The 20,831-nt window shown below is 43.3% G+C and carries 19 protein-coding genes; 1 reads left to right on the forward strand and 18 read right to left on the reverse strand.

Annotated features, from left to right (window positions below):
* Positions 1-49: 49 nt before the first annotated feature.
* The 3 genes from sdaAB to FZC78_RS13415 all read right to left on the reverse strand — a co-directional run bounded on the left by sdaAB (position 50) and on the right by FZC78_RS13415 (position 3,757).
* Entirely contained in the window at positions 50-715 is a 666-nt protein-coding gene (gene sdaAB, locus FZC78_RS13400; protein WP_148940228.1) for an L-serine ammonia-lyase, iron-sulfur-dependent subunit beta, read from the reverse strand.
* A gap of 987 nt (positions 716-1,702) precedes the next feature.
* A complete protein-coding gene (locus tag FZC78_RS13410) occupies positions 1,703-3,379 on the reverse strand; it encodes a DAK2 domain-containing protein (protein ID WP_148940229.1) in 1,677 nt (558 codons plus the stop codon).
* Positions 3,380-3,394: 15 nt separating this feature from the next.
* Positions 3,395-3,757, reverse strand: a complete 363-nt coding sequence (locus FZC78_RS13415) for an Asp23/Gls24 family envelope stress response protein (protein ID WP_113929856.1) — start codon at positions 3,755-3,757, stop codon at positions 3,395-3,397.
* Between the two features lie 932 nt (positions 3,758-4,689).
* On the opposite strand from FZC78_RS13415, the gene rpmB reads away from it, so the two are divergent.
* Positions 4,690-4,878 carry a 50S ribosomal protein L28 gene (gene rpmB, locus FZC78_RS13420; protein ID WP_113929855.1) on the forward strand — a complete coding sequence of 63 codons (189 nt, stop codon included), beginning with the start codon at positions 4,690-4,692 and terminating at the stop codon, positions 4,876-4,878.
* 753 nt (positions 4,879-5,631) lie between these two features.
* On the opposite strand, the gene spoVM is transcribed toward rpmB, so the two are convergent.
* The 15 genes from spoVM to FZC78_RS13495 all read right to left on the reverse strand — a co-directional run bounded on the left by spoVM (position 5,632) and on the right by FZC78_RS13495 (position 20,714).
* Positions 5,632-5,712: a stage V sporulation protein SpoVM gene (spoVM, locus tag FZC78_RS13425; protein WP_006837352.1), complete on the reverse strand. Its 81-nt coding sequence runs from the start codon at positions 5,710-5,712 to the stop codon at positions 5,632-5,634.
* A 111-nt stretch (positions 5,713-5,823) separates the two neighbouring features.
* Complete coding sequence (locus FZC78_RS13430) at positions 5,824-6,474, reverse strand: thiamine diphosphokinase (protein WP_148940231.1); 651 nt, start codon at positions 6,472-6,474, stop codon at positions 5,824-5,826.
* A gap of 917 nt (positions 6,475-7,391) precedes the next feature.
* Positions 7,392-8,048, reverse strand: coding sequence for a ribulose-phosphate 3-epimerase (gene rpe / locus FZC78_RS13435; RefSeq protein WP_148940233.1), 657 nt, complete (start codon positions 8,046-8,048; stop codon positions 7,392-7,394).
* A 1-nt stretch (position 8,049) separates the two neighbouring features.
* On the reverse strand, positions 8,050-8,931 hold the full coding sequence (gene rsgA / locus FZC78_RS13440; protein WP_148940235.1) for a ribosome small subunit-dependent GTPase A: 882 nt from the start codon (positions 8,929-8,931) through the stop codon (positions 8,050-8,052).
* Between the two features lie 18 nt (positions 8,932-8,949).
* Positions 8,950-10,935: a Stk1 family PASTA domain-containing Ser/Thr kinase gene (gene pknB / locus FZC78_RS13445; protein WP_148940236.1), complete on the reverse strand. Its 1,986-nt coding sequence runs from the start codon at positions 10,933-10,935 to the stop codon at positions 8,950-8,952.
* A gap of 5 nt (positions 10,936-10,940) precedes the next feature.
* Positions 10,941-11,690 carry a Stp1/IreP family PP2C-type Ser/Thr phosphatase gene (locus FZC78_RS13450; RefSeq protein WP_148940238.1) on the reverse strand — a complete coding sequence of 250 codons (750 nt, stop codon included), beginning with the start codon at positions 11,688-11,690 and terminating at the stop codon, positions 10,941-10,943.
* Positions 11,691-11,863: 173 nt separating this feature from the next.
* On the reverse strand, positions 11,864-13,201 hold the full coding sequence (gene rsmB / locus FZC78_RS13455; protein WP_148940240.1) for a 16S rRNA (cytosine(967)-C(5))-methyltransferase RsmB: 1,338 nt from the start codon (positions 13,199-13,201) through the stop codon (positions 11,864-11,866).
* A complete protein-coding gene (fmt, locus tag FZC78_RS13460) occupies positions 13,194-14,144 on the reverse strand; it encodes a methionyl-tRNA formyltransferase (protein WP_148940242.1) in 951 nt (316 codons plus the stop codon). The genes rsmB and fmt overlap by 8 nt, the downstream gene beginning before the upstream one ends.
* A complete protein-coding gene (gene def / locus FZC78_RS13465) occupies positions 14,141-14,626 on the reverse strand; it encodes a peptide deformylase (RefSeq protein ID WP_148940244.1) in 486 nt (161 codons plus the stop codon). Before def ends, fmt begins: the two co-directional genes overlap by 4 nt.
* A gap of 17 nt (positions 14,627-14,643) precedes the next feature.
* Positions 14,644-17,061 (reverse strand): primosomal protein N', encoded by a 2,418-nt coding sequence (gene priA / locus FZC78_RS13470; RefSeq protein ID WP_148940246.1) that lies wholly within the window; start codon positions 17,059-17,061, stop codon positions 14,644-14,646.
* 5 nt (positions 17,062-17,066) lie between these two features.
* Entirely contained in the window at positions 17,067-18,266 is a 1,200-nt protein-coding gene (gene coaBC, locus FZC78_RS13475) for a bifunctional phosphopantothenoylcysteine decarboxylase/phosphopantothenate--cysteine ligase CoaBC (protein WP_148940248.1), read from the reverse strand.
* Between the two features lie 408 nt (positions 18,267-18,674).
* Entirely contained in the window at positions 18,675-18,896 is a 222-nt protein-coding gene (gene rpoZ / locus FZC78_RS13480; protein WP_148940250.1) for a DNA-directed RNA polymerase subunit omega, read from the reverse strand.
* Positions 18,897-19,511, reverse strand: a complete 615-nt coding sequence (gene gmk, locus FZC78_RS13485) for a guanylate kinase (RefSeq protein WP_148940251.1) — start codon at positions 19,509-19,511, stop codon at positions 18,897-18,899. It abuts the gene before it with no gap.
* Positions 19,511-19,783, reverse strand: a complete 273-nt coding sequence (remA, locus tag FZC78_RS13490; RefSeq protein ID WP_113929843.1) for an extracellular matrix/biofilm regulator RemA — start codon at positions 19,781-19,783, stop codon at positions 19,511-19,513. Before remA ends, gmk begins: the two co-directional genes overlap by 1 nt.
* Before the next feature lie 55 nt (positions 19,784-19,838).
* A complete protein-coding gene (locus tag FZC78_RS13495) occupies positions 19,839-20,714 on the reverse strand; it encodes a YicC/YloC family endoribonuclease (protein WP_148940253.1) in 876 nt (291 codons plus the stop codon).
* Between the last annotated feature and the right edge of the window lie 117 nt (positions 20,715-20,831).

Below are 20,831 nucleotides of genomic sequence, written 5' to 3' on the forward strand. Positions count from 1 at the left end.
TCCATACTCCCTTCTGAGTGTTTTGTAAGCGCTGTCACCACTGAAATTATTAATCAGTAATCATGGTAACCTGGGTTACATTCGCTAATCCCTTCAGCTCTTCTATCACTTTATCCTCAATATTGTTTTGGTCAATTTCAATAGTCATTAAAGCCATCTTCCCTTTTTCCTTGCGGGATACATCCATGGAGCCAATGTTGATTTCGTGCTTGGCCAAAACTTGTGCTACGGCTGCAATTGCACCGAATCGGTCTTCATGAACCACAAGGATCGCCGGGTGAAAACCTGTAAGCTTAAGTTCAAATCCGTTAAGCTCTGTTACCTCTATTTTCCCGCCGCCAATTGAAATTCCAACCAGTTCCATTTCGCTTTGATCATCACCAAGACGGATTCTGGCTGTATTCGGATGATCTGTAACTGTATCTTCTTCACGGAACTTTATTCTCATGCCCTTTTGTTTAGCAATATTCAACGAATCTTTTATTCTTTCATCGAAAGTATCATAATCCATCAGGCCTCCGATAATGGCGACATCTGTGCCATGTCCTTTATAAGTCTTGGCAAACGAACCGTAAAAGGATATTTCAGCCCACTGTGGTTCTCGTCCAAAAAGATTCCTTGCTACCCTTCCGATTCTAGCCGCCCCAGCAGTATGGGAACTTGAAGGTCCGATCATGACCGGGCCTATAATATCAAAAACACTTTTATACTTCATAGCCGTCTCCCTTTCCCCTTTAATTCTATATAAAAATATTTGCTAGAAGATAAGACTTACTTAAAAGCTTTCCCGCCGTCAGGGATAGTCCTGATTTATAAAACTCCCTATTCAACGGACACGCTCAGTATTTATAATAACATGACTTGTGCATACTTACATCTGTAACAATTGTTTAAAAAGTGGAAGCGCCTTGGTCAGCCCCGACAGGTGAATGTTCTCAAGAGAATAAAAGGCGGTCTTTCCTTTTCTTCTCTTGAGGTTATTTGACCCCGAGGGGCTAGGCGCTGGAACTAGACGGCACCAAAAGTGGAAGCGCCTTGGTCAGCCCCGACAGGCAAATGTTCTCAAGAGAATAAAAGGCCGTCTTTCCTTTTCTTCTCTTGAGGTTATTTGACCCCGAGGGGCTAGGCGCTGGAACTAGACGGCACCAAAAGTGGAAGCGCCTTGGTCAGCCCCGACAGGCAAATGTTCTCAAGAGAATAAAAGGCCGTCTTTCCTTTTCTTCTCTTGAGGTTATTTGACCCCGAGGGGCTAGGCGCTGGAACTAGACGCCCGCTAGTCCCGCAGGCGGTCGCACGCCTTCCGTTCCACTCCCCCTATGTTAAGGAAGGTAAGAAAATATTCAAATGCAACAATTTCTTAGAAAAGCGCTTCACAAGAAATGTGGCGGTTGAAAAGCAATGGATTTCCGCTCCAATTCCCGCGGAAATGTAAATACCATCCCAAAGGAACAATCATTTATAAAGCCTCTTTTCGTAAACTTTGCTGCTATATGTTACTAGTTTCAAAAAACGACCATAATTCACCTGGATAACTTAGTTAGCGTGAAAAGAAAAGAGCTGCTTTCACCGATTAGAAAGAGAATTCCTAGTGTCCGGGGAAAGATCCGGTTCTTGGGATTTTTCCGAAAGCAACAACAATGTATGCGGAAACAGACTTACAAAAAAAGAAATAGAAGGGCTCCCCCTTCTATCTCCTTTTGTACTATTCTATTGAGAAAATAAAGGAGTATAAAGGCTGCTTGCCGTTATGAACCTCTACTTCCACATCTTGATATTTTTCTTCAATAAACTCACCGAGTGCATCTACATCTTCCTGAGATGCATCTTCTCCATAAAGGATCGTCAGGATTTCAGCGTCTGCGTCCAGCATCTCATCAAGCAGATTCTTTGCTGTCTCCAGGCGCTCTTTGCCTGTTACAACAATTTTCCCTTCCGCTATGCCCATGAAATCATCTTTTTGGATGCTCAAGCCGTCTATGCTTGTATCCCTGACAGCAAAAGTGACCTGTCCTGTTTTTACATAGCTTGAAGCCTCTGACATGGAGTCCTGGTTCTCGGCAGTTCCCACCGACGGATTGAATGCCAGCAGTGCGGCCATACCTTGAGGGACCGTCTTGGTCGGAACGACTACGACATCACCTTCTACAACCTCAGCAGCCTGATTAGCCGCCATAATGATGTTTTTATTGTTAGGAAGAATGATGACTTTTTCTGCATTCACTTCTTCGACAGCTTTGACGATATCTTCCGTGCTTGGATTCATCGTCTGTCCACCTTCAATCACATAGGTTGCACCAATACTGCGGAAAAGTTCTGCAATTCCTGCACCCATTGAAACCGTTACAATGCCATATTCTTTCTTTTCCTTTGATTCTTGTGTTTTGGCAGCATCTTCGTTCAAATGATGGGAAGTTTCATTCATGAGCGTGCTGTGCTGCTGGCGCATGTTTTCAATCTTCATTGAAATCAAGCTGCCGTATTTTTGCCCATAGCTTAATACTTCACCAGGCTGCTCTGAATGGATATGTACCTTGGCAAGCTCCTCATCGCTGATAACAAGCAATGAATCTCCAAATGCACTCAGATCATTCCGGAAGTTTTCCTCGGAGAACGTTTCTTTGCCATCTTCAAAACGGACCATGAATTCCGTACAATATCCGAATTCGATATCTTCCGTATTCATGAACCCTTGAACATTCTTATGGTGCTCGGCACTTACAAGGTCCGTCATTGAAGGAAGAGAAGCATAGTCAGAAACCTGCTCTCCTTTTAATTCGGCAAGGAACCCTTCATAAACAAGCAGTAAGCCTTGTCCGCCGCTGTCCACAACTCCTACTTCCTTTAAAACAGGCAGAAGATCAGGCGTCCTATTGAGAGAGGCTCTCGCTTCTTTCACAGTTTCCTCCATCAAGGCGACAATATCACTTTCGGTCTTTGCAGTGATGACCGCCTTTTTAGCTGCATCTTTGGCAACAGTAAGGATTGTTCCTTCAACAGGCTTCATTACCGCTTTATAAGCAGTTTCCACGCCTGTCTGCAGTGCATCTGCAAATTCTTGGCTGTTTAGCGCGGGCTTGTTTTCAATTGCTTTTCCAAACCCTCTGAACAATTGGGACAGAATGACTCCTGAGTTACCCCTTGCTCCCATAAGGAGGCCTTTAGATAAAGCTCCAGCCACTTTGCCAATATGCTCTTGCACATTATTCTGAACTTCCTTGGCACCGGAAGTCATTGATAAGTTCATATTTGTTCCAGTATCACCATCAGGAACCGGAAACACGTTTAGTGCGTCAACCATATTTGCGTTGGCTGCCAGATTATTGGCACCCTGAATGACCATTTCCGCAAAACGCTTTCCTTCCAAAGATGTAATTGACACGAATCTTCCTCCTCACTACGGGTTCGTTACACGAACTCCCTGAACAAAAATATTTACTGAATCGACCGCCAAGCCGACGGTTTTGTTAAGAGTATACTTGACTTTTGATTGTACATTGTGAGCGATTTCAGAAATTTTCGTTCCGTAACTCACGATGATATACATATCAATATGTACTTCTTCCTCTTCCTGGCGAACGATAACACCCCGAGTGAAGTTCTCTTTGCGCAAAATATCTGTTAAACCGTCTTTGATTTGATTTTTAGAAGCCATTCCGACGATACCATAGCAATCGATAGCTGCTCCGCCTGCGATCATTGCGACAACATCATTAGTTATATCAATTTGCCCGAACTTCGTTTTCATTTCGATGGACATGATTGTTCCCCCTTCTAATACATGCTTGGCTAAAGACATTTTACTATAACTATAATATTTTTAAAAGCTAAAGTAATGACAGAAGCCTATTAAGTATCAATTATACGATTTTTCCCCGTCCTTATTATTGACCTTTCTATTAGTATTAACCCTTTTCTTCCGCTGATTATACATAGTTGAGAATATTTAACCCTGGCTTTTCAAATCACCTCCATGTTACAGCTTTCCTTTAACGAACTCCTGACCCTTATAAGCGGAGCAAGGACTGTTTGGCTTACTCTTTCTGAAAGGTTTTTTGTAAACTTTGCTGCTAATTGATACTGATTTCAAAAAAATAACCTTAATACGAAGATGAAATCTGGCAAGAAAAGAGCTGCTATTCCCTGTATAGAGTTAAAACTCTTAGTATATGGGGATATCCGAAAGCAGCAATGTATGCGAAAAAAGACTTCTCCAATGAGGATGGTGGCAACAGACTTATGGGTTCTCTGCTTCCCTGCTCCTTTTGGTGTGGTACAGCGTTTCTCACTTTTCTTTTGTCCGGTTCCCCCGGCTAACTCCTCGAGTCGCTGCAAAAAAACTTGAAAAATCCAGGTTCGTGATTTTTCAAGTTTTTCCGCCAGCGCTTGTCGGAGTTGAACGAGCCGGCTCCACACTTCTTTGTCCAGCTCCAGCCGCTAGTCCCTCGGGTCACTGTGAAACTCACAGAAAAATCCAAGTTCGGGATTTCCCTGTGAGTTCCCCCAGTGCCTGTCGGGACTGAACAGCGCCTTACGCTTTTCTATGCGTCAAGTATTTTTTCTTGATATCTTTTTGCAGAAGTGTTGCATTGTTAGTGGTTGTATGATAAATTATTAAAGTATCTTTTATGACTATGTTGAAATGTGAAACAACTGATATTGTTTCAGCTTCTTTTATGAGGAGGGAATACCATGCCAAAACAATGCGTAGTAACTGGCCGTAAAGCTCGTTCGGGCAACGCTCGCTCTCACGCGATGAACGCTAACAAGCGTACATGGGGCGCTAACTTACAAAAAGTTCGCATTCTTGTAGATGGAAAACCAAAACGTGTTTGGGTTTCTGCAAGAGCTTTAAAATCCGGTAAAGTTGAACGTGTATAATGTTCATTAAGAGACTCCCTTTTTAGGGAGTCTCTTTTCGTTATGTCTGCTTTTATTGATGCAGGCTGTCAGGAAAGTATAATAGTTTAAGGATGGTATCAACATTGAGCATCTGTATAGATAATTTCTATCGCTCTATAAAAAGAGCCTTTCTTAAAGATTGTTGCTTTTGAATGCTATTTTTTCCGTATGCTCCGTTAGTTAATATTGTTGTTATAAAATATTTTGGGTTCAGGTGCCAGTAAGAAGGCGTCATCCAATTAAGAAACTTGAACAATGCTGGTTAATCGACTTGCTTTTCCTTTTAATTCTATCGTGAGTTTATAACCAAATTCATTATGAAAAGTTGATATGCCAGTTTATATTGCATTCTCAGTTCCTCCCCATATATTGACTGGAGTGGAAGGTGTATGATCTCCTGCGGGAGTAGCGGTCGTCTAGTTCCAGCGCCTAGCCCCTCGGGGTCAAATAACCCCAAGAGAATAAAAGGAAAACCGCCTTTTTTTCTCTTGAGAACATTTGCCTGTCGGGGCTGAGCAAAGCGCTTCCACTTTTGATGACAGGTGAGACCCGGGGTTCCGTATCCACTGGAACGGAACCTTCCTCTCGAGTAGGCTCATCCAGCTTCAGCGGCCGCCCCGCGGAGTCGTACACGTGGAATGGAAGTCAACATACCCATTAAAAACAACAATAGTCTTTAACACAGCCTTTACGTAAAAAAACACCCTGGTCTCAGGGTGTCTTACTGCTGTCTTATTCTTTTTTAAATGTCCCCAGCATTGCTTTCACCAGTCCACCCAAGAACTTAGGCAGTTTAATCGTATAGAATTTCATCAATATTCCCTCCCCGTCAATCTAGAACCTGTCGTCTCGCTTGAATCGGTTATAGTATATTCAAACGATGAATTTAAGTACGCATGCTTCATGGTTAAAAGTTAAAAGTGCCTAATCATGACTTCTTATCACCATTAATATGCCGCTTAAGAATGAAAAAGTACCGGTTGGCTGAATAAGTTCGTTACTTATACATAGTGTGGATCCCAATGTAATATTCCTGTTCTCAAGAGGGTACTTGAACCCTTGCAGCGTCAATCCTTCAACACTTGCAGAAAGAGGAAGAAAGGATACATACTTGCTTTGTTTCTTTTCTGCTAATGTATATTCACCGGGGGGAACGATTTGAACATGATTTTGTATATCAATGATTTCGATCTCGATGCCTGGATGAAGAATTTCTTTTTTTCCAAGCAGCTGGATGTTTGCCAGAAAATGATCGATTCTTCCTCCAGTCGCACCAAAGATACGGATAATATCCGGTGATTTTCCTATCGCCCAACTCAAGGCGAGTTCCATATCGGTCTCATTCTTCTCCGGCATGAACCGGTTGATTTTTTTTACTTTTTCTTCAATCAGCTTCCACTCTTCTTCATTGACTGAGTCAAAATCACCGAAAGCCATATCAGGGGTTATTCCCCTCCGGAGCAAGCGGAAGACTCCGTGATCGACTCCAATCCAGACTGCTCCTTCACCTTCTTGATACTTTTCCAAATCGGGAATGAACTCTTGGGGTCCCCCGCCCAAAATATTTATATTCATAATTCCACCTCGAATTCTTTTATTAAGACTCTTTTCTTTAACTTTGTTGCTATTCCATACAAATTTTGAAAACGACCGCCGTAACCCAGCGGAAATAAGCTAGAAAGAAAAGAGCGAATCTTCCTGTTTAGATATAAACACTCTGATTTTTGGCAGCAATTTATGAGAAAACACCCTTTATTAATCATGCTTTCCCATGCAGGTGTACCTTTAATCTCCATAAGAAGAAGGAAACAAAAAAAGACCGGTAAAAAGAGAGGCCACTGAAAAAGTCCAACAATTAGTTTAAAGACAGAATCACTCACTTCCACGAGTGATTCTGCCTTTTTCATAAAAGCTTTATGAAAGAGTGCTGGTTTTTTGTTGAGGAGGCCCACTCCGCTTGGTTGGTTGAATAATGTAATGGGCTTTAGAGAGAGATCGTCCAGACATTCCCTTAATTGGGTACTCAGCCGTAAATAAGAGAACTTTTTTCCCTTATCTGCAATTTCAAGCTTATTAAGGTGAAAATAGAGAAACTTTTTTCCCTTATATGATAAAAAGCACAATTTTTCTAGCTATTAAGCTAATTAAGGGAAATTTATTCCCCTATTTTAGCTATTCTTAGAGTTTTGTAAGAAATAAGGGAATCTCTTTCCTCTATTTACTATCAAAAACACTGAACTACATAGTTAAGGACCACTGGTCACTGTCTTTAATTAACACCCTTCTTTCTTTTCAGCGGTGGCAGGCAAATAAAGAATACCAAAGGATTCTAACGCTGATACAGGATAGAGAGCAAGAAAAAAGTCAACCTTTCTTCCTCTTTAAGGAAGGATAGTTGACTTTATCTTAGGTTAAAGCAAGCAGACTATAAAATTCGGTGGATTTTCAGTGCCCTCTAAAAAGACGAATCTTTTCTACCGGTGATGATTACGTTATTGTTCAGCAGCTTTCCTTAACGCCATGATCGCGCTCTTTCGGTCCTGCTGCTTATAGATTGAAGACCCTGCAACAAAAACGTCCGCTCCCGCATCTGCACACAACTTGGCCGTCTCTGTATTGATTCCCCCATCCACTTCAATTTCCAATGAAGGGTTGAATTGCTCTGCAAGTGCCCGGACCTCACGGATTTTTGGAACAACTGACTGAATGAAGCTTTGGCCGCCGAATCCAGGATTGACTGTCATCAGCAGAACCATATCAAGATCAGCGATCACATGCTTGATCATCTCCACCGGTGTCCCGGGATTCAATACAGCCCCGGCCTTTATTCCTTTAGACCTGATTAATTGAATGGTCCTGTGAAGATGCGGTGTTGCCTCAGCATGAACGGTGATGTAGTCTGATCCCGCATCAGCAAAAGCTTCGATATATTGGTCAGGATTGTCAATCATTAAGTGCACATCCAAGGGAAGCGTGGTAACTGGACGGATCGCATCGACAATCATTGGCCCTAAAGTGATATTCGGAACAAAATGTCCATCCATTACATCGACATGGATGTAGTCTGCCCCGCCTGTTTCAACATCTTTTATTTCATTTGCAAGGTTAGCAAAATCTGCTGATAGAATCGATGGTGCTATTTTAACCATTTTAATACCTCGGCTTTCTTTCTTTTATTTCATTATAAAATTGTTCATAGTGCTCATAGCGGAATTTCGGGATTTCTCCTTCTTCCACTGCCTTTTTAACAGCACATTTGGGTTCATTCATATGAAAACAGCCGCGGAATTTGCAGTTATCTGCTATTTCGGCCATTTCAGGAAAACAGACAGGAAGCTCTTCCAGCTCCATTTCATTGAATTCCAATGAACTGAAGCCGGGGGTGTCAGCTACAAGGCCATTCTCCACCCCTATCAGCTCCACATGCCTTGTAGTGTGCTTGCCTCGGCCCAGGTGGGATGATATGTCATCTGTCTTCAACGCCAGCTCTGGCCGTATGGCATTCAGGAGTGAAGACTTGCCGACACCGGATTGTCCTGCAAAAACAGAAATTTTATCAGCAAGGTGTGGCTTCAGCAGAGAAAGGCCTTCCTCTGTTTTTGAAGAGGTAACAATGACCTCATACCCAAACGAGCGGTACTTATCAACATACTCTTCAATTGTGCCTCGTTCCTCATCCTTTACTAAATCCATTTTCGTGACGCAGATCAAAGGTTCGATATCCTTGCTTTCAATCAGTACTAAAAACCTGTCAAGAAGTGCTGTACTGAAATCAGGTTCTACAGCGGAAAATACCAGGATAGCCTGATCGACATTGGCGATTGGCGGTCTGACTAATTCATTCTTCCTGGTAAAAACCTCAAGAATATAGCCTTCTAAATCATTTTCAGACTGAAAACTGACATGATCACCGACAAGTGGATTAATTTTATTTTTACGAAAAATCCCCCTGCCGCGGCATTGGGTAACTTTATCCTCGCTCATAACGTAATAAAATCCGCTGAGCGCTTTTATGATTTTGCCTTCTGGCATAACTAGCCTCCTTGAATTCTACTCTTCCTCAATTTCAGGATAGGGAACTGTTGTCTCATCAATAAAAACATTTCCATTTAGTAAAACTTTGTATTTCCCTGTTTTCCCTTCTTCAATGGTGAGCTCAATACTGCCTGTCCAATCTTCTGTTATACCAAACACTGTCTCAGCCTCGTCTAGATTACGTGTCTGATCCTCAATATATATTTCTACGGATACAGGTTTTCCTTCCTCTCCAGGTTCATAAGGAATAGTAAGCTCTTCTTTTACCTTTCTAGGAGGCTGCGGCTCTTTTCCTTTGGATAGAACGACATCTACAGTATCTCCCTTGACCAATTCAGTTTCTGCCGGCGGTTCCTGGGAAATCACCATTCCTTCAGGCACCTCTTCAGAAAATTCTCTGGTTATATTAATATTGATTCCTCGATACTCCTCATAATCTTTCAGGCTTGTTTCTGTGTAGCCCTTTAATTCAGTTAAAGTGAAAGTTTCAAGCCCTGCGCTCACAATAAAAGTAACGGTCGTTTCATCTGGTATTACTTCAGTTCCTTCAGGAGGATCCTGTCTCAAGATGGTTCCGGGAGCTGATTCACTGAAATCTCCGTCCTGCACAATATCTGTGAACCCAAGTTCACTCAGTTCATTAGCCGCTTCTTCGTAAGCTTCATCGGTATAATCCTTCAACTCTACCCGCTTTTTGCCCGTGCTGATATAGAGATTGATTTCACTCCGCTCATTCACCATCCTGCCTGCAGGCGGATCTGTTTTAATCACATAATTAGCAGGCACTTCTTCATTGGCTTGCTCCAATGAGTCTCCGATTAGAAAGCCTTCCCTTACTAGGATCTCCACAGCTTCTTCCTGCGTCTTCCCAGCTACATCGGGAAGTTCCACCTCTTTCGGTCCAATCATACCAGGAAGGACCGTGACCGCCAGAATACTCAGGAGTGCCAAAAGGAAAAACACACCGATAATGATTGCCGGCCACTTTTTCTTTTTCTTTTTCGGCGGCTTAACATCATTTCCTGCTTCACCAGGAACAGCGGCTGCAGTATCAGTCTCATTTTTATCATGCACAATAGTGTGTTCAATATTGGAATAAGGACGCTCATCAGTAATGACCGGAATCGCCTTAGTTGCATCCATATCTTCTTCAATGGAAAACTTAGGCTCATCCACTCTATCAGGGTCAAGCGCAGACCGAAGCTCTTCTTCAATTTCTTCTACGGAATCATAGCGCTGAAACGGATCTTTGGCTGTTGATTTCAAAACGATATTTTCCACACTTTGCGGGATATTCTGGTTCCATCTCCTGAGAGACGGTGTTTCAGACTGCAGGTGTTTCAGAGCAATCGATACAGCCGATTCCCCCGAAAAAGGCAGCCTGCCTGAAAGCAGTTCAAACATTACAATCCCAAGCGAATAAATATCCGATTTTCTTGTCGCCATCCCGCCACGCGCCTGTTCAGGAGACAGGTAATGGACAGATCCAAGAACAGAATTAGTCTGTGTGATGGATGTCGCGCTCAGTGCCATGGCAATGCCGAAATCAGTAATTTTTACAGTTCCGTCATGATCGATCAAAATGTTTTGCGGCTTGATGTCCCGATGCACTATATGATTCTGGTGTGCATGGGCAATAGCGGATGTTAACTGGCTCATAATATCAATGGCTTTATCGATGGAAATAGGGGAATGCTTCTGTATGTATTGTTTTAAAGTCATTCCGTTTACATATTCCATTACGATATAGTAGATATCATCCTCTTCTCCTACATCAAATATGCTTACAATGTTAGGGTGGGCAAGGCTTGTGGCAGATTGTGCCTCTCGCTGAAACCTTTTGATGAACTCTTCTTCATTGGCAAAATCAAGACGAAGCATTTTAATGGCTACTTCGCGGTCAAGGATCATGTCCTTTGCCAGGTATACATTGGCCATACCTCCGCCGCCAATCACCTCTATTATCTTGTATCTGCCGCTGATTCTCTTGCCGTTAAACATAAAGTTCACCCGTTTCCGCTTTCAGACGGATACTTGACGATTGCCAATGTAATATTGTCTTCTCCGCCATTTTCATTCGCCAACGAAATGAACTGTTTTCCAATCTCATCCAGGTCCGTGCCGCCTGAAAGGATTTCTTTCATTTCTTCCTGTGAAACCTTATTGGATAACCCATCGGAGCAGAGCAGGAGGATATCATCTTCTTCAAAGATAATTGTCCTGGTGTCCATTTCAACCTTTTCTTCCGTTCCAAGAGCTCTTAAAAGAACATTTTTTCGAGGGTGATGTTCAGCATCTTCTTTTGAAATTTGTCCGCTTCTCACCAGTTCATTGACCAGAGAATGGTCTTCAGTCAGCTGGCTAAAACCGCTTTCATTCAAGATGTATCCTCTGCTGTCCCCGATGTTTACCACAGTGGCAAAATTTTCGGTGCAAATCGCAGCCACCACTGTTGTTCCCATCCCCTCACATTCCACATTTGATTGAGAGTGCTCATAAACTTCCCGGTTTATCTCACTGATATTATTCCTCAGCCAGCTTTCAGCCTGATCTGCAGTGTTGAATTTTCCTTGTGACTTCCATAACTCTTCGAATTTATTGATCGTCAATGAGCTGGCGACATCTCCAGCGCGATGACCGCCCATCCCGTCAGCAACCACCGCCAGGCAGTCACCATCCTTATTGCTGAAGACACCTACACTATCTTCATTATGTTGTCTGACTTTCCCTTTATCTGTATAGTGCACAGATTTCATTACGGCCACCTCTTTCCTTCATTGCCATCATCAGAAAGCGGGCATTTCATGAGGAATTGACCCGCTTCGACTTTTTTCACCGGCATTATTTACATTTACGACTTTTATGTCTGTTTCTCCTGCTTGTAATTCCACCTTTTCCATACTATTGGAAGAGGAATGATAACAGGGACTCAAGAATCCTTTTTAAAACAAGAAATGAAGAATCCATCCCCGCCAAAATCCTGAGGGAAGATCTGCAGCATATGACCATCGATAAACGGCATGACGGTTTCAGGCAAATGAGACAGCTGGTATGGCCGCAATTCTGGATTTTCGCTCAAGAATCGCTCAACTGTCCCTTGGTTCTCAATTCTGTCAACAGTACATGTACTGTATACAAGAAGTCCTCCTTTTTTCAGCAGTGGAGAAACTGCTTTAAGAATTTCCAGCTGGATTATTTGAAGAGAATCCAAGTCGCTCTCCTGCTTGCTATATTTAATATCCGGTTTTCTTCTTAAAACACCTAAGCCGGAACACGGGGCATCGACCAGGATCCGGTCAAAGGTTTCAGGCTCAAAAATCTCGCCTGCTTTTCTGCTGTCCTGAGCTTTCGTTTCAATATTAGGCAGACCTAGACGGGCCGCATTCTCACTAATCAATTTGATTTTATGTTTATGAAGGTCAAGAGAAGATACCTTTCCTTCTCCCTTCATTAACTCAGCGATATGTGTTGATTTCCCTCCTGGTGCTGCACATGCATCGAGTACATGGAAGTCTTCCTTGACATCGAGGCTGCGGCCCACAAGCATGGAACTTTCATCCTGTATGGTCATCAGACCTTTTCTGAAAGCATCCGTCTTGGCAAGGTTCCCTTTCAGGGAGACAATCGCATCGGGCACGATACTGCTTTTCTGGACAGACAACCCTTCTTCTGTAAGGGCGGAGATCAATTCATCCGCATTGGTTCTCAAGGTATTGACCCTTGCTGTCTGCAGCGGAGCGGTAATATTCGTCTCACACATTTGTCTAGTTTTTTCGAACCCGAATTGATCTACCCATCTTTTCACAAGCCATTGAGGATGGCTTGTTTCGATGGAAATCCGTTCGACAGGGTCTTGAATCGTATCAGTAGAAGGGATGCCTTTTCTCTGAACCGATCTCAGAATGCCATTTACCATACTGGCAATCCCTTTATGTCCCCTTCTCTTTCCAATTTCGACTGCTTCAAATAAAACAGCACGGTCTGGAATCTTATCCAGGTAGATCATTTGATAAAGAGAGAGCCTTAACAGCTGACGCACCCAGCTCTCTAATTTTTTGTTGATAAACGGCTCCAAATAAAAGTCAAGGGTCATCCTCCTCTGGATCGTTCCATAGGTCAATTCAGTCAACAATCCAGTATCGGGGCCTTTAATTCCATGTTTTTCAATGGCGTGATTCAGTAACAGGTTACTGTAAGATTGATTTTTTTCCACAGATTGGAGTACATCTAGAGCAGCTTCGCGGACAGTCTTCTTGCCCTTACTCATTTCTTTCACCAAGCTTCATGCCTTTTTCAATGAATGAACCGGCACCTCTTAAATATTCTTTTGCGCTCATACGCTTTTTGCCCGAAGGCTGAAGATCCGTGATTTTTATTGATGTATCGCTGCCAGTTGCAACAAGTATACCGTCTTCTTCAACAGAGACGATCTCTCCCGGGCTCCCCTTTGGCGATTTTACTTTCTCACTCCACCATACCTTCAGGACAGACCCGTCAAGCTCGGTATACGCCACTGGCCATGGGTGCATCCCGCGTACATGGTTGTATATTTCTTCACCGGTTTTCGTCCAATCGATCTTCTCCTGCTCACGCTTAATATTCCAGGCAAATGTCACCTTGCTTTCATCCTGTTTCTCAGGTGAAATTTCCCCGTTTAAAAGCTGCGGAAGCGTCTCAATTAAAAGATCAGCTCCGGCTGTGCTTAACTTATCATGCAATGACCCCACGTGATCCCTTTCATCAATTTCCACTTCAACAGAGCTAATCATGTCACCTGCATCCAGCTTTTCCACCATATACATAATGGTTACACCGGTTGATTTTTTCCCTTGAATAATAGAATAATGAATCGGGGCCCCCCCGCGGAGTTCAGGAAGCAGAGAAGCATGGACATTAATGCATCCGTATTGAGGAGCTTCCAATAATTCTTTCGGAAGAATCTGTCCGAAAGCTGCCGTCACAATCAGGTCAGGCTTAAGGGCAAGAACCTTTTCCAGCTCTTCTTTCTCTCTGATTTTTTCAGGCTGATAGACTGGAATACCGTGTTTCTCAGCCTCAACCTTTACCGGGGGCGGTGTCATTACTCTTTTTCTTCCTACTGGACGATCAGGCTGTGTAACAACAGCTATGATGTCATAATCATTCGTTATCAGATTCTGCAGTACCGAGACTGAAAATTGGGGTGTTCCCATAAAAACAATTTTGGTCATTCGTTTTCATACCTTTCAAGTTCATCTTCTTCTATATATCTGGTCACTTTTGACGTGAATAATATTCCATATAAATGATCAATTTCATGCAGAATCGCCCTTGCCAGGAATCCCTCAGCTTCCACTAAAAGGTTCCGGCCTTTTCGGTCTTGAAATGACACTTTCACAAATTCGGGCCTTGATACTTCGCCGTAAAGACCAGGAAAAGAGAGGCATCCTTCAAGATCTGTTTGTTCACCTTTCACCTCTAACACTTCTGGGTTGATTAATTCAATCGTTCCTGTTTCATCACCGATATCGACGATGGCAATGGAGATGTCCTTACCGACCTGCGGTGCAGCAAGTCCAACGCCGTCAGCGGCAATCATCGTCTCATACATATCATCCAGGAACTTTCTTAATTTTTTATCAAAAACCGTCACTTTTCTGCACTCTACCTCAAGAACTTCATTGGGATAGGTGACAATCGGTAGTATAGCCAAAGATTAATCCCTCTTTCTTACATCATCATATAAGGATTGACATCTATTGAAATTGTTAACCCTTCTGATGCCTTTTGTTGTTGTGAATGTTCGAGTATCGTCTTTAATATGGAAGGCAGTTCTGGCTCCCGCTTGTATTTTATCAAACATTGATATCTATATCTATTGTTGATCCTCGGTATTGGAGAAGCCGCAGGGCCCAGCACAATCGACTGCGGCGATAATCTGGACTGCAGAAACTTCGTAACCTTTTCCGCAGCGGCTACCACCTTCAGCAGATCCTCATGACTGATTGTGATTAAGGATAAATAATAAAAAGGAGGATAACTTCCCATTTTCCTCATCATCATTTCTTTATGATAAAAAGAGTCATAGTTTTGTGTGCCTGCAAGCTCAATGCTGTAGTGTTCAGGTGTGTAGGTCTGAATCACTACTTCACCAGGAAGCTTATGCCTTCCTGCCCTTCCGCTTACCTGGGTGAGCAGCTGAAAGGTCTTTTCCGCCGAACGGAAATCAGGCAGATGCAGCATAGTGTCGGCAGTCAAGACGCCGACAAGAGTTATATTCGGAAAGTCCAGTCCTTTGGCAATCATCTGGGTGCCAAGCAAGATATCCGCATGGCCTTCTCCAAAGCTGTCCAGAAGCCGTTCATGGGCTCCTTTTCTGCTTGTCGTATCAACATCCATCCGAATCACTCTCGCCTCAGGAAGGAGCTTGGCCAGTTCCTCTTCGACCTTCTGGGTACCTGTTCCAAAATAGCGTATATGTTCACTATCACACTCCGGACAGGTTTGAGGCACCCCTGTCTCGTATCCGCAATAATGGCATTTCATGTTATCCGAGAACCGGTGGTAGGTCAAAGAGATATCACAATGCGGACATTGTGCAACATATCCGCAATCTCTGCACATAATGAAGGACGAATGGCCTCGCTTGTTCAGGAAAAGCACCGTCTGCTCCCCTTTTTGGAGCCTGTCCTGCAGCTTTTCAAACAGTTCCTCGGAAAACATGGACCGGTTTCCGCCCCTTAACTCTTCTCTCATATCAACAATTGAAACAGACGGCAGTTCCCCTTCATTCATCCTTTTTGATAGAGTCAGCAGCGTATAAACCCCTTTTTGGGCGCGTGCAAAGGTCTCCATGGCAGGTGTTGCGCTGCCGAGGATAACAGGACAGCTGTACTGTCCAGCTCTGTAAATAGCGACATCCCTGGCATGATACCTTGGATTTTCTTCCTGCTTGTAACTGGTCTCATGCTCTTCATCAATAATGATGATACCAAGGTTCTCAAACGGGGCGAAAACAGCCGAGCGGGCTCCCACAACCACTTTCACTTCTTTTCTTTGAATCTTTCTCCATTCGTCATACTTCTCCCCAATGGATAATCCGCTGTGCAAAACCGCGACATCATTGCCGAACCTTCCTTTAAATCGATCGACCATTTGCGGTGTCAGAGATATTTCAGGAACGAGCACGATTGCTTCTTTTCCTTTCTCATAAACTTCCTGGATCGACTGGAGATAGACTTCCGTTTTCCCGCTTCCTGTCACGCCGTATAATAGAAAGGTTTCATGCTGGTCATGTTCTACCGCATGGAGAATGGGGGTTATCGCCTTTTCTTGCTGCTCGGTAAGGGGCAGAGGGCTGGTTTTTTTGAAATTTTTATGGGCGAAAGGATTACGGTACACTTCCTGATGCTTCTTGATCAGCAGTCCTTTATCCACAAGCGCTTTGACAGTTGCAGAGGAAGCTCCTGCAGCATCTGCTGCCTCTTTTGCTGAAACTCCTTCATTGCTTTCGGATGAGAGAACGTGTTTAAGTACAGCTTTTTGTTTTTCAGCATTAGAGGGAAGCGCTTCGATTTCCTTCATCATTTTTTCTTTTGGCAATGCCGGTGAAACCATCTGGACCATTTTCTTCTTGCCTTTTGATTTCACACTGTAAAACACATCAAGACTTCCAGTTTTTATTTCTTTTTGCAGCAAKGGAAGGACCCCTGCCTCCTCTGCGTATTTCCAGGGCACTTCATCTTTATTCGAAAAAAGTTCAGCGGCTTCTGCAGACAAAAGGTCTCTCTTATCCGGATTCACCAGAATCTTCTTCTCATATTTTGCTTTCATGGCAGCTGGCAGCATAACTTGAAGTGCTGATATTTTAAAACAAAGGGTCTGCCTGGTCAGCCAGTCGGCCACATTCAACAGGTCTTCATTCAGGACAGGAGTAAGATCCATTGGCTGAACGAGATCCTTGAGCTTGGCAGCACTTGATTTATCTTTAAGGCCGGTCACAAATCCCTGTATTTTCCTGGGACCAAATGGAACAATGACTCTCATTCCAGGAAAGATCTTCCCCTGCCAAATTGCAGGGATTGAATAGTCAAACACCCTGTCCGTCTGCATAGTGGGAACATCGACAATTACACTTGCAATCTTCATTCTTATCAACCTTTATCCATCAAGTTCTTGATTTCATAAAGTATCTCTTTAGCGGTATCCGCTTTCGTTAATAACGGAAGTTCCCTCTGAGTGCCGTCTTTTCTGAACACAGTGACTATATTGGTATCCCCGGCGAAACCTGCACCTTCCACCGTGATATTGTTTGCAACGATCATATCGGCATTTTTCTTTCTCAGCTTCTCTGCAGCGTACTGCTCCACGTTATTTGTTTCTGCCGCAAATCCGATAAGCAGCTGGCTGTCTTTCTTTTCGCCCAGGGTTTTAAGGATATCTTTTGTCCTTTCGAATTCAATTGAAAGGTCTCCGTCCTGCTTTTTCATCTTCGTATCAGAAGTTATTTTGGGCTTGTAGTCGGCTACCGCAGCGCTCTTAATGACGATGTCCGCAGTATCGAAGGCTTTAAGCACTTCATTGTACATGTCCTCAGCACTTTCTATTGAGATGAGATTTACGCCTTGAGGTGCTTCAAGAGAAACCGGGCCTGAAATCAAGGTCACTTCGGCTCCCAGCTTGGCCGCTTCCTCTGCAAGGGCAAAACCCATCTTTCCTGAAGATCGATTGCTGAAGAAACGTACAGGATCGATTTTTTCCCGGGTTGGACCTGCCGTGACGACGAGCTTTTTCCCTCGGAGAATAGGTTCCTGATCCAAAAAGAAATCCTCTATGTGCCCGACGATTCTTTCGGGTTCTTCCAGTCTTCCTTTTCCTACATAGCCGCAGGCAAGATAGCCCTCACTCGGTTCAAGAAAACGATAGCCAAAGGAATAAAGCTCCTGGATATTTTTTTGGACAGCCGGGTGCCCATACATATGTACATTCATGGCAGGAGCAATCCAGACAGGTGCCGTCACAGCCAGAAGCGTGGTGGTCACCATATCATCTCCTATTCCATGGGCAAGCTTTCCGATCACATTGGCAGTAGCCGGTGCTACCAGCACAAGGTCGGCCCAGTCAGCGAGATCGATGTGGGCAATTACTTCAGGATTTTTTTCATCGAAAGTATCGGTAAACACTTCGTTTCGGGCCAGTGCTTGGAATGTCAGCGGCGTGACGAACTGCCTGGCCGATGCACTCATGATCACTTTCACCTCAGCACCCGCTTGTACTAACTTGCTCGTAAGCGCAGCTGCTTTATAGACAGCTATCCCTCCTGTTACACAAAGCAGGATTTTTTTCCCTTTCATTACAATCCCCTCATTTCATTGGATTCTCTCTATGAAAAGCAGTTGTAGAAAACAGTAAAAATGTTATTGAGCTATAATCTCCCATTGTAAAAAGGAAAGGGGATGACAGAAAAAACAACAATTAACCGTTAGTAACCGTTGTCACCAAATAATCTCATCGATAATTGGCAGAAGGCATCTGCCTTCCCTCAATTTAGCAGGCTGCTTCTATTTAACACTCATAATGGTAAATCAACTACCCTTATAATAGCATCATTATATATGTAACAGCCTTTTAGAGTTAGATTCCTTACTATATTATGAAGGATTTCGCTGTAAAAAGAAAATAAGGGGCTGACCCTCAAGGTATAAATTGAACCCTCGGTGTCAGTCCCTCATTAAAATGCGTTTGATAGCCCTTTTAAATCATTATTCGTCTGAATAAACGGCTCCAGCTTCTCTTTCCTTCATAGACAATTTGCCCGCTTCGATTTCTTCAAGTGCTTTTCCTACATACTTTTCTGAAACATACTTGTTAAGCATGAAATCTTCCACTTCCTGCAGGGATCTTGCACGCTTAGCAGCAATGCTGACAAGAGAGTACTTGGAATCAATCTTTTTCATTAATGAATCAATGGATGGGTTTAACATTCAATCTACCTCCAACATTTTTTGGTAACGCTGTTTCACACGCTCTATCCGGCAATGTTCCGCCTGTACGATTGACTTGATTTTTTCTGTAGCATTTTCCACTTTATCATTTTCCACTACATAATCGTATAAGTCCATCATTTCAATTTCTTTTCTCGCAGTGGTCATCCTGTTAAGGATCAAATCCTCTGTCTCTGTTCCCCTTGTCGTAATTCTGTTCTGAAGCTCCGACAGACTTGGGGGAGCAAGGAAGATAAAGAGGCCTTCCGGGAATTTTTCCCTGATCTGCTTAGCGCCTTGAACCTCGATTTCGAGAAAAACATCTTTCCCGTTGTTGATTGTCTCCCTCACATAGTCTTCAGGAGTTCCATAATAATTGCCGACAAACTCAGCGTACTCCAAAAGCTTTCCTTTTTCGATGAGGCCCTCAAAATCTTCACGTGATTTGAAGAAGTAGTCAACGCCGTCTACTTCTCCTTCTCTCGGAAGACGGGTCGTCATGGAAATGGAATACTCAAAACGAGTATCTTCCTGGGAGAATATTTCTTTACGTACTGTGCCTTTTCCTACTCCCGAAGGACCTGAAAGCACAATAAGCAGTCCTTTTTCTTTCATTATTTACCCTGCCCTTCTTCAGAAATATCATCTTTATCTGTTAAGCGTGCCGCAACCGTTTCCGGCTGGACTGCTGATAGAATTACATGATCACTGTCAGTGATGATTACCGCCCTTGTCCTTCTTCCATACGTTGCATCAACAAGTGTTCCCCGGTCCCTCGCATCCTGTATCAGCCTTTTGATCGGTGCCGATTCAGGACTGACAATGGAGATGATGCGATTCGCAGATACAATATTGCCAAACCCTATATTAATGAGCTTTATAGACATAATGCTCCTCCAATCAATAGTCTATTTTGACCTTCTCCAACAAAAATTAATCAATTCATTCCACATTCTGTACTTGTTCCCTTAATTTCTCCAGGCAGGTTTTCATTTCCACAACAAATGCCGCAATCAGTGCATCGTTTGCTTTGGAACCAATCGTGTTCACTTCCCTGTTCATTTCCTGGATAATGAAATCCAGCTTGCGGCCAATCGGGATATCCTGCCTGAGGGCTGATGTGAATTGGGTCAAGTGGCTTTCCAGCCTGGTAATCTCTTCGGATATATCGCTTTTATCTGCAAAAACAGCAATTTCAGTCAGGATTCTTGACTCATCCACCCGGTCATCTGTAAGTTCCTTGATTTTCCTTTCAAGCCTGGTTCTGTATTGGGTAATAACCTCAGGGACATGTTTATTGATCGAAAGTAAGGTTTCCCTGAATGTGCTGATATGCAGCAGAAGATCTTCCTGAAGCTTTTCCCCCTCGGCCCTCCGCATTGCTGTCAAATCTTCAAGAGACTTCACTAGAGCTCGTTCGACGGTATGTTCCAGTTCTTTATTCTCTTCTTCTGTTTCTTCAATTGAAATAAGTTCATCCCTCTGTAAAATATCCTGCAGCAGAACATTGTCTTTGAGGGAATATTTTTCTTTTAAAGTATGTATGATTTGAAAATAATCATCGGCAAGCTGCCAATCGACCTTAAGTCTCCGGTGGACCAGCCCTTCTCCTGTGATGGTGATGAAGGCATCCACTTTTCCGCGCTTTATGTAACCGGTCATTTTTTTCTTTAACTTATCCTCTATTTTAACCAATTGCTTAGGTGTGCGGATATTCAACTCACAAAAACGGTGATTCACCGATTTTATCTCGACCGTAACCACATGTTGTCCCGACTCTACTCTGGCACTGCCAAAGCCGGTCATGCTTACAACCATTAACAGTCACATCCAATCCATCAGTCGTTTTATCCTTAAATTTACGCTGTTTTATATATGATACTGCTTTTCCCTTTGATTGGAACCGGATTGCACACTGCCCCGCAGGAGCTGGGA

Origin of the sequence: Rossellomorea vietnamensis, from assembly GCF_008180415.1 — a bacterium.
Taxonomy (GTDB): domain Bacteria; phylum Bacillota; class Bacilli; order Bacillales; family Bacillaceae_B; genus Rossellomorea; species Rossellomorea vietnamensis_C.

What these genes read in the sequence shown, in the direction of transcription:
- fmt (WP_148940242.1), bottom strand. Translation starts at nt 14,144, where the DNA reads ATGACCAAAATTGTTTTTATGGGAACACCCCAATTTTCAGTCTCGGTA.
- rpmB (WP_113929855.1), top strand. Translation starts at nt 4,690, where the DNA reads ATGCCAAAACAATGCGTAGTAACTGGCCGTAAAGCTCGTTCGGGCAAC.
- rpe (WP_148940233.1), bottom strand. Translation starts at nt 8,048, where the DNA reads ATGGTTAAAATAGCACCATCGATTCTATCAGCAGATTTTGCTAACCTT.
- gmk (WP_148940251.1), bottom strand. Translation starts at nt 19,511, where the DNA reads ATGAAAGAAAAAGGACTGCTTATTGTGCTTTCAGGTCCTTCGGGAGTA.
- rpoZ (WP_148940250.1), bottom strand. Translation starts at nt 18,896, where the DNA reads ATGTTAAACCCATCCATTGATTCATTAATGAAAAAGATTGATTCCAAG.
- FZC78_RS13495 (WP_148940253.1), bottom strand. Translation starts at nt 20,714, where the DNA reads ATGGTTGTAAGCATGACCGGCTTTGGCAGTGCCAGAGTAGAGTCGGGA.
- spoVM (WP_006837352.1), bottom strand. Translation starts at nt 5,712, where the DNA reads ATGAAATTCTATACGATTAAACTGCCTAAGTTCTTGGGTGGACTGGTG.
- FZC78_RS13450 (WP_148940238.1), bottom strand. Translation starts at nt 11,690, where the DNA reads ATGAAATCTGTGCACTATACAGATAAAGGGAAAGTCAGACAACATAAT.
- sdaAB (WP_148940228.1), bottom strand. Translation starts at nt 715, where the DNA reads ATGAAGTATAAAAGTGTTTTTGATATTATAGGCCCGGTCATGATCGGA.
- FZC78_RS13430 (WP_148940231.1), bottom strand. Translation starts at nt 6,474, where the DNA reads ATGAATATAAATATTTTGGGCGGGGGACCCCAAGAGTTCATTCCCGAT.
- coaBC (WP_148940248.1), bottom strand. Translation starts at nt 18,266, where the DNA reads ATGAAAGGGAAAAAAATCCTGCTTTGTGTAACAGGAGGGATAGCTGTC.
- FZC78_RS13415 (WP_113929856.1), bottom strand. Translation starts at nt 3,757, where the DNA reads ATGTCCATCGAAATGAAAACGAAGTTCGGGCAAATTGATATAACTAAT.
- rsmB (WP_148940240.1), bottom strand. Translation starts at nt 13,201, where the DNA reads ATGAGTAAGGGCAAGAAGACTGTCCGCGAAGCTGCTCTAGATGTACTC.
- rsgA (WP_148940235.1), bottom strand. Translation starts at nt 8,931, where the DNA reads ATGCCAGAAGGCAAAATCATAAAAGCGCTCAGCGGATTTTATTACGTT.
- remA (WP_113929843.1), bottom strand. Translation starts at nt 19,783, where the DNA reads ATGTCTATAAAGCTCATTAATATAGGGTTTGGCAATATTGTATCTGCG.
- pknB (WP_148940236.1), bottom strand. Translation starts at nt 10,935, where the DNA reads ATGTTTAACGGCAAGAGAATCAGCGGCAGATACAAGATAATAGAGGTG.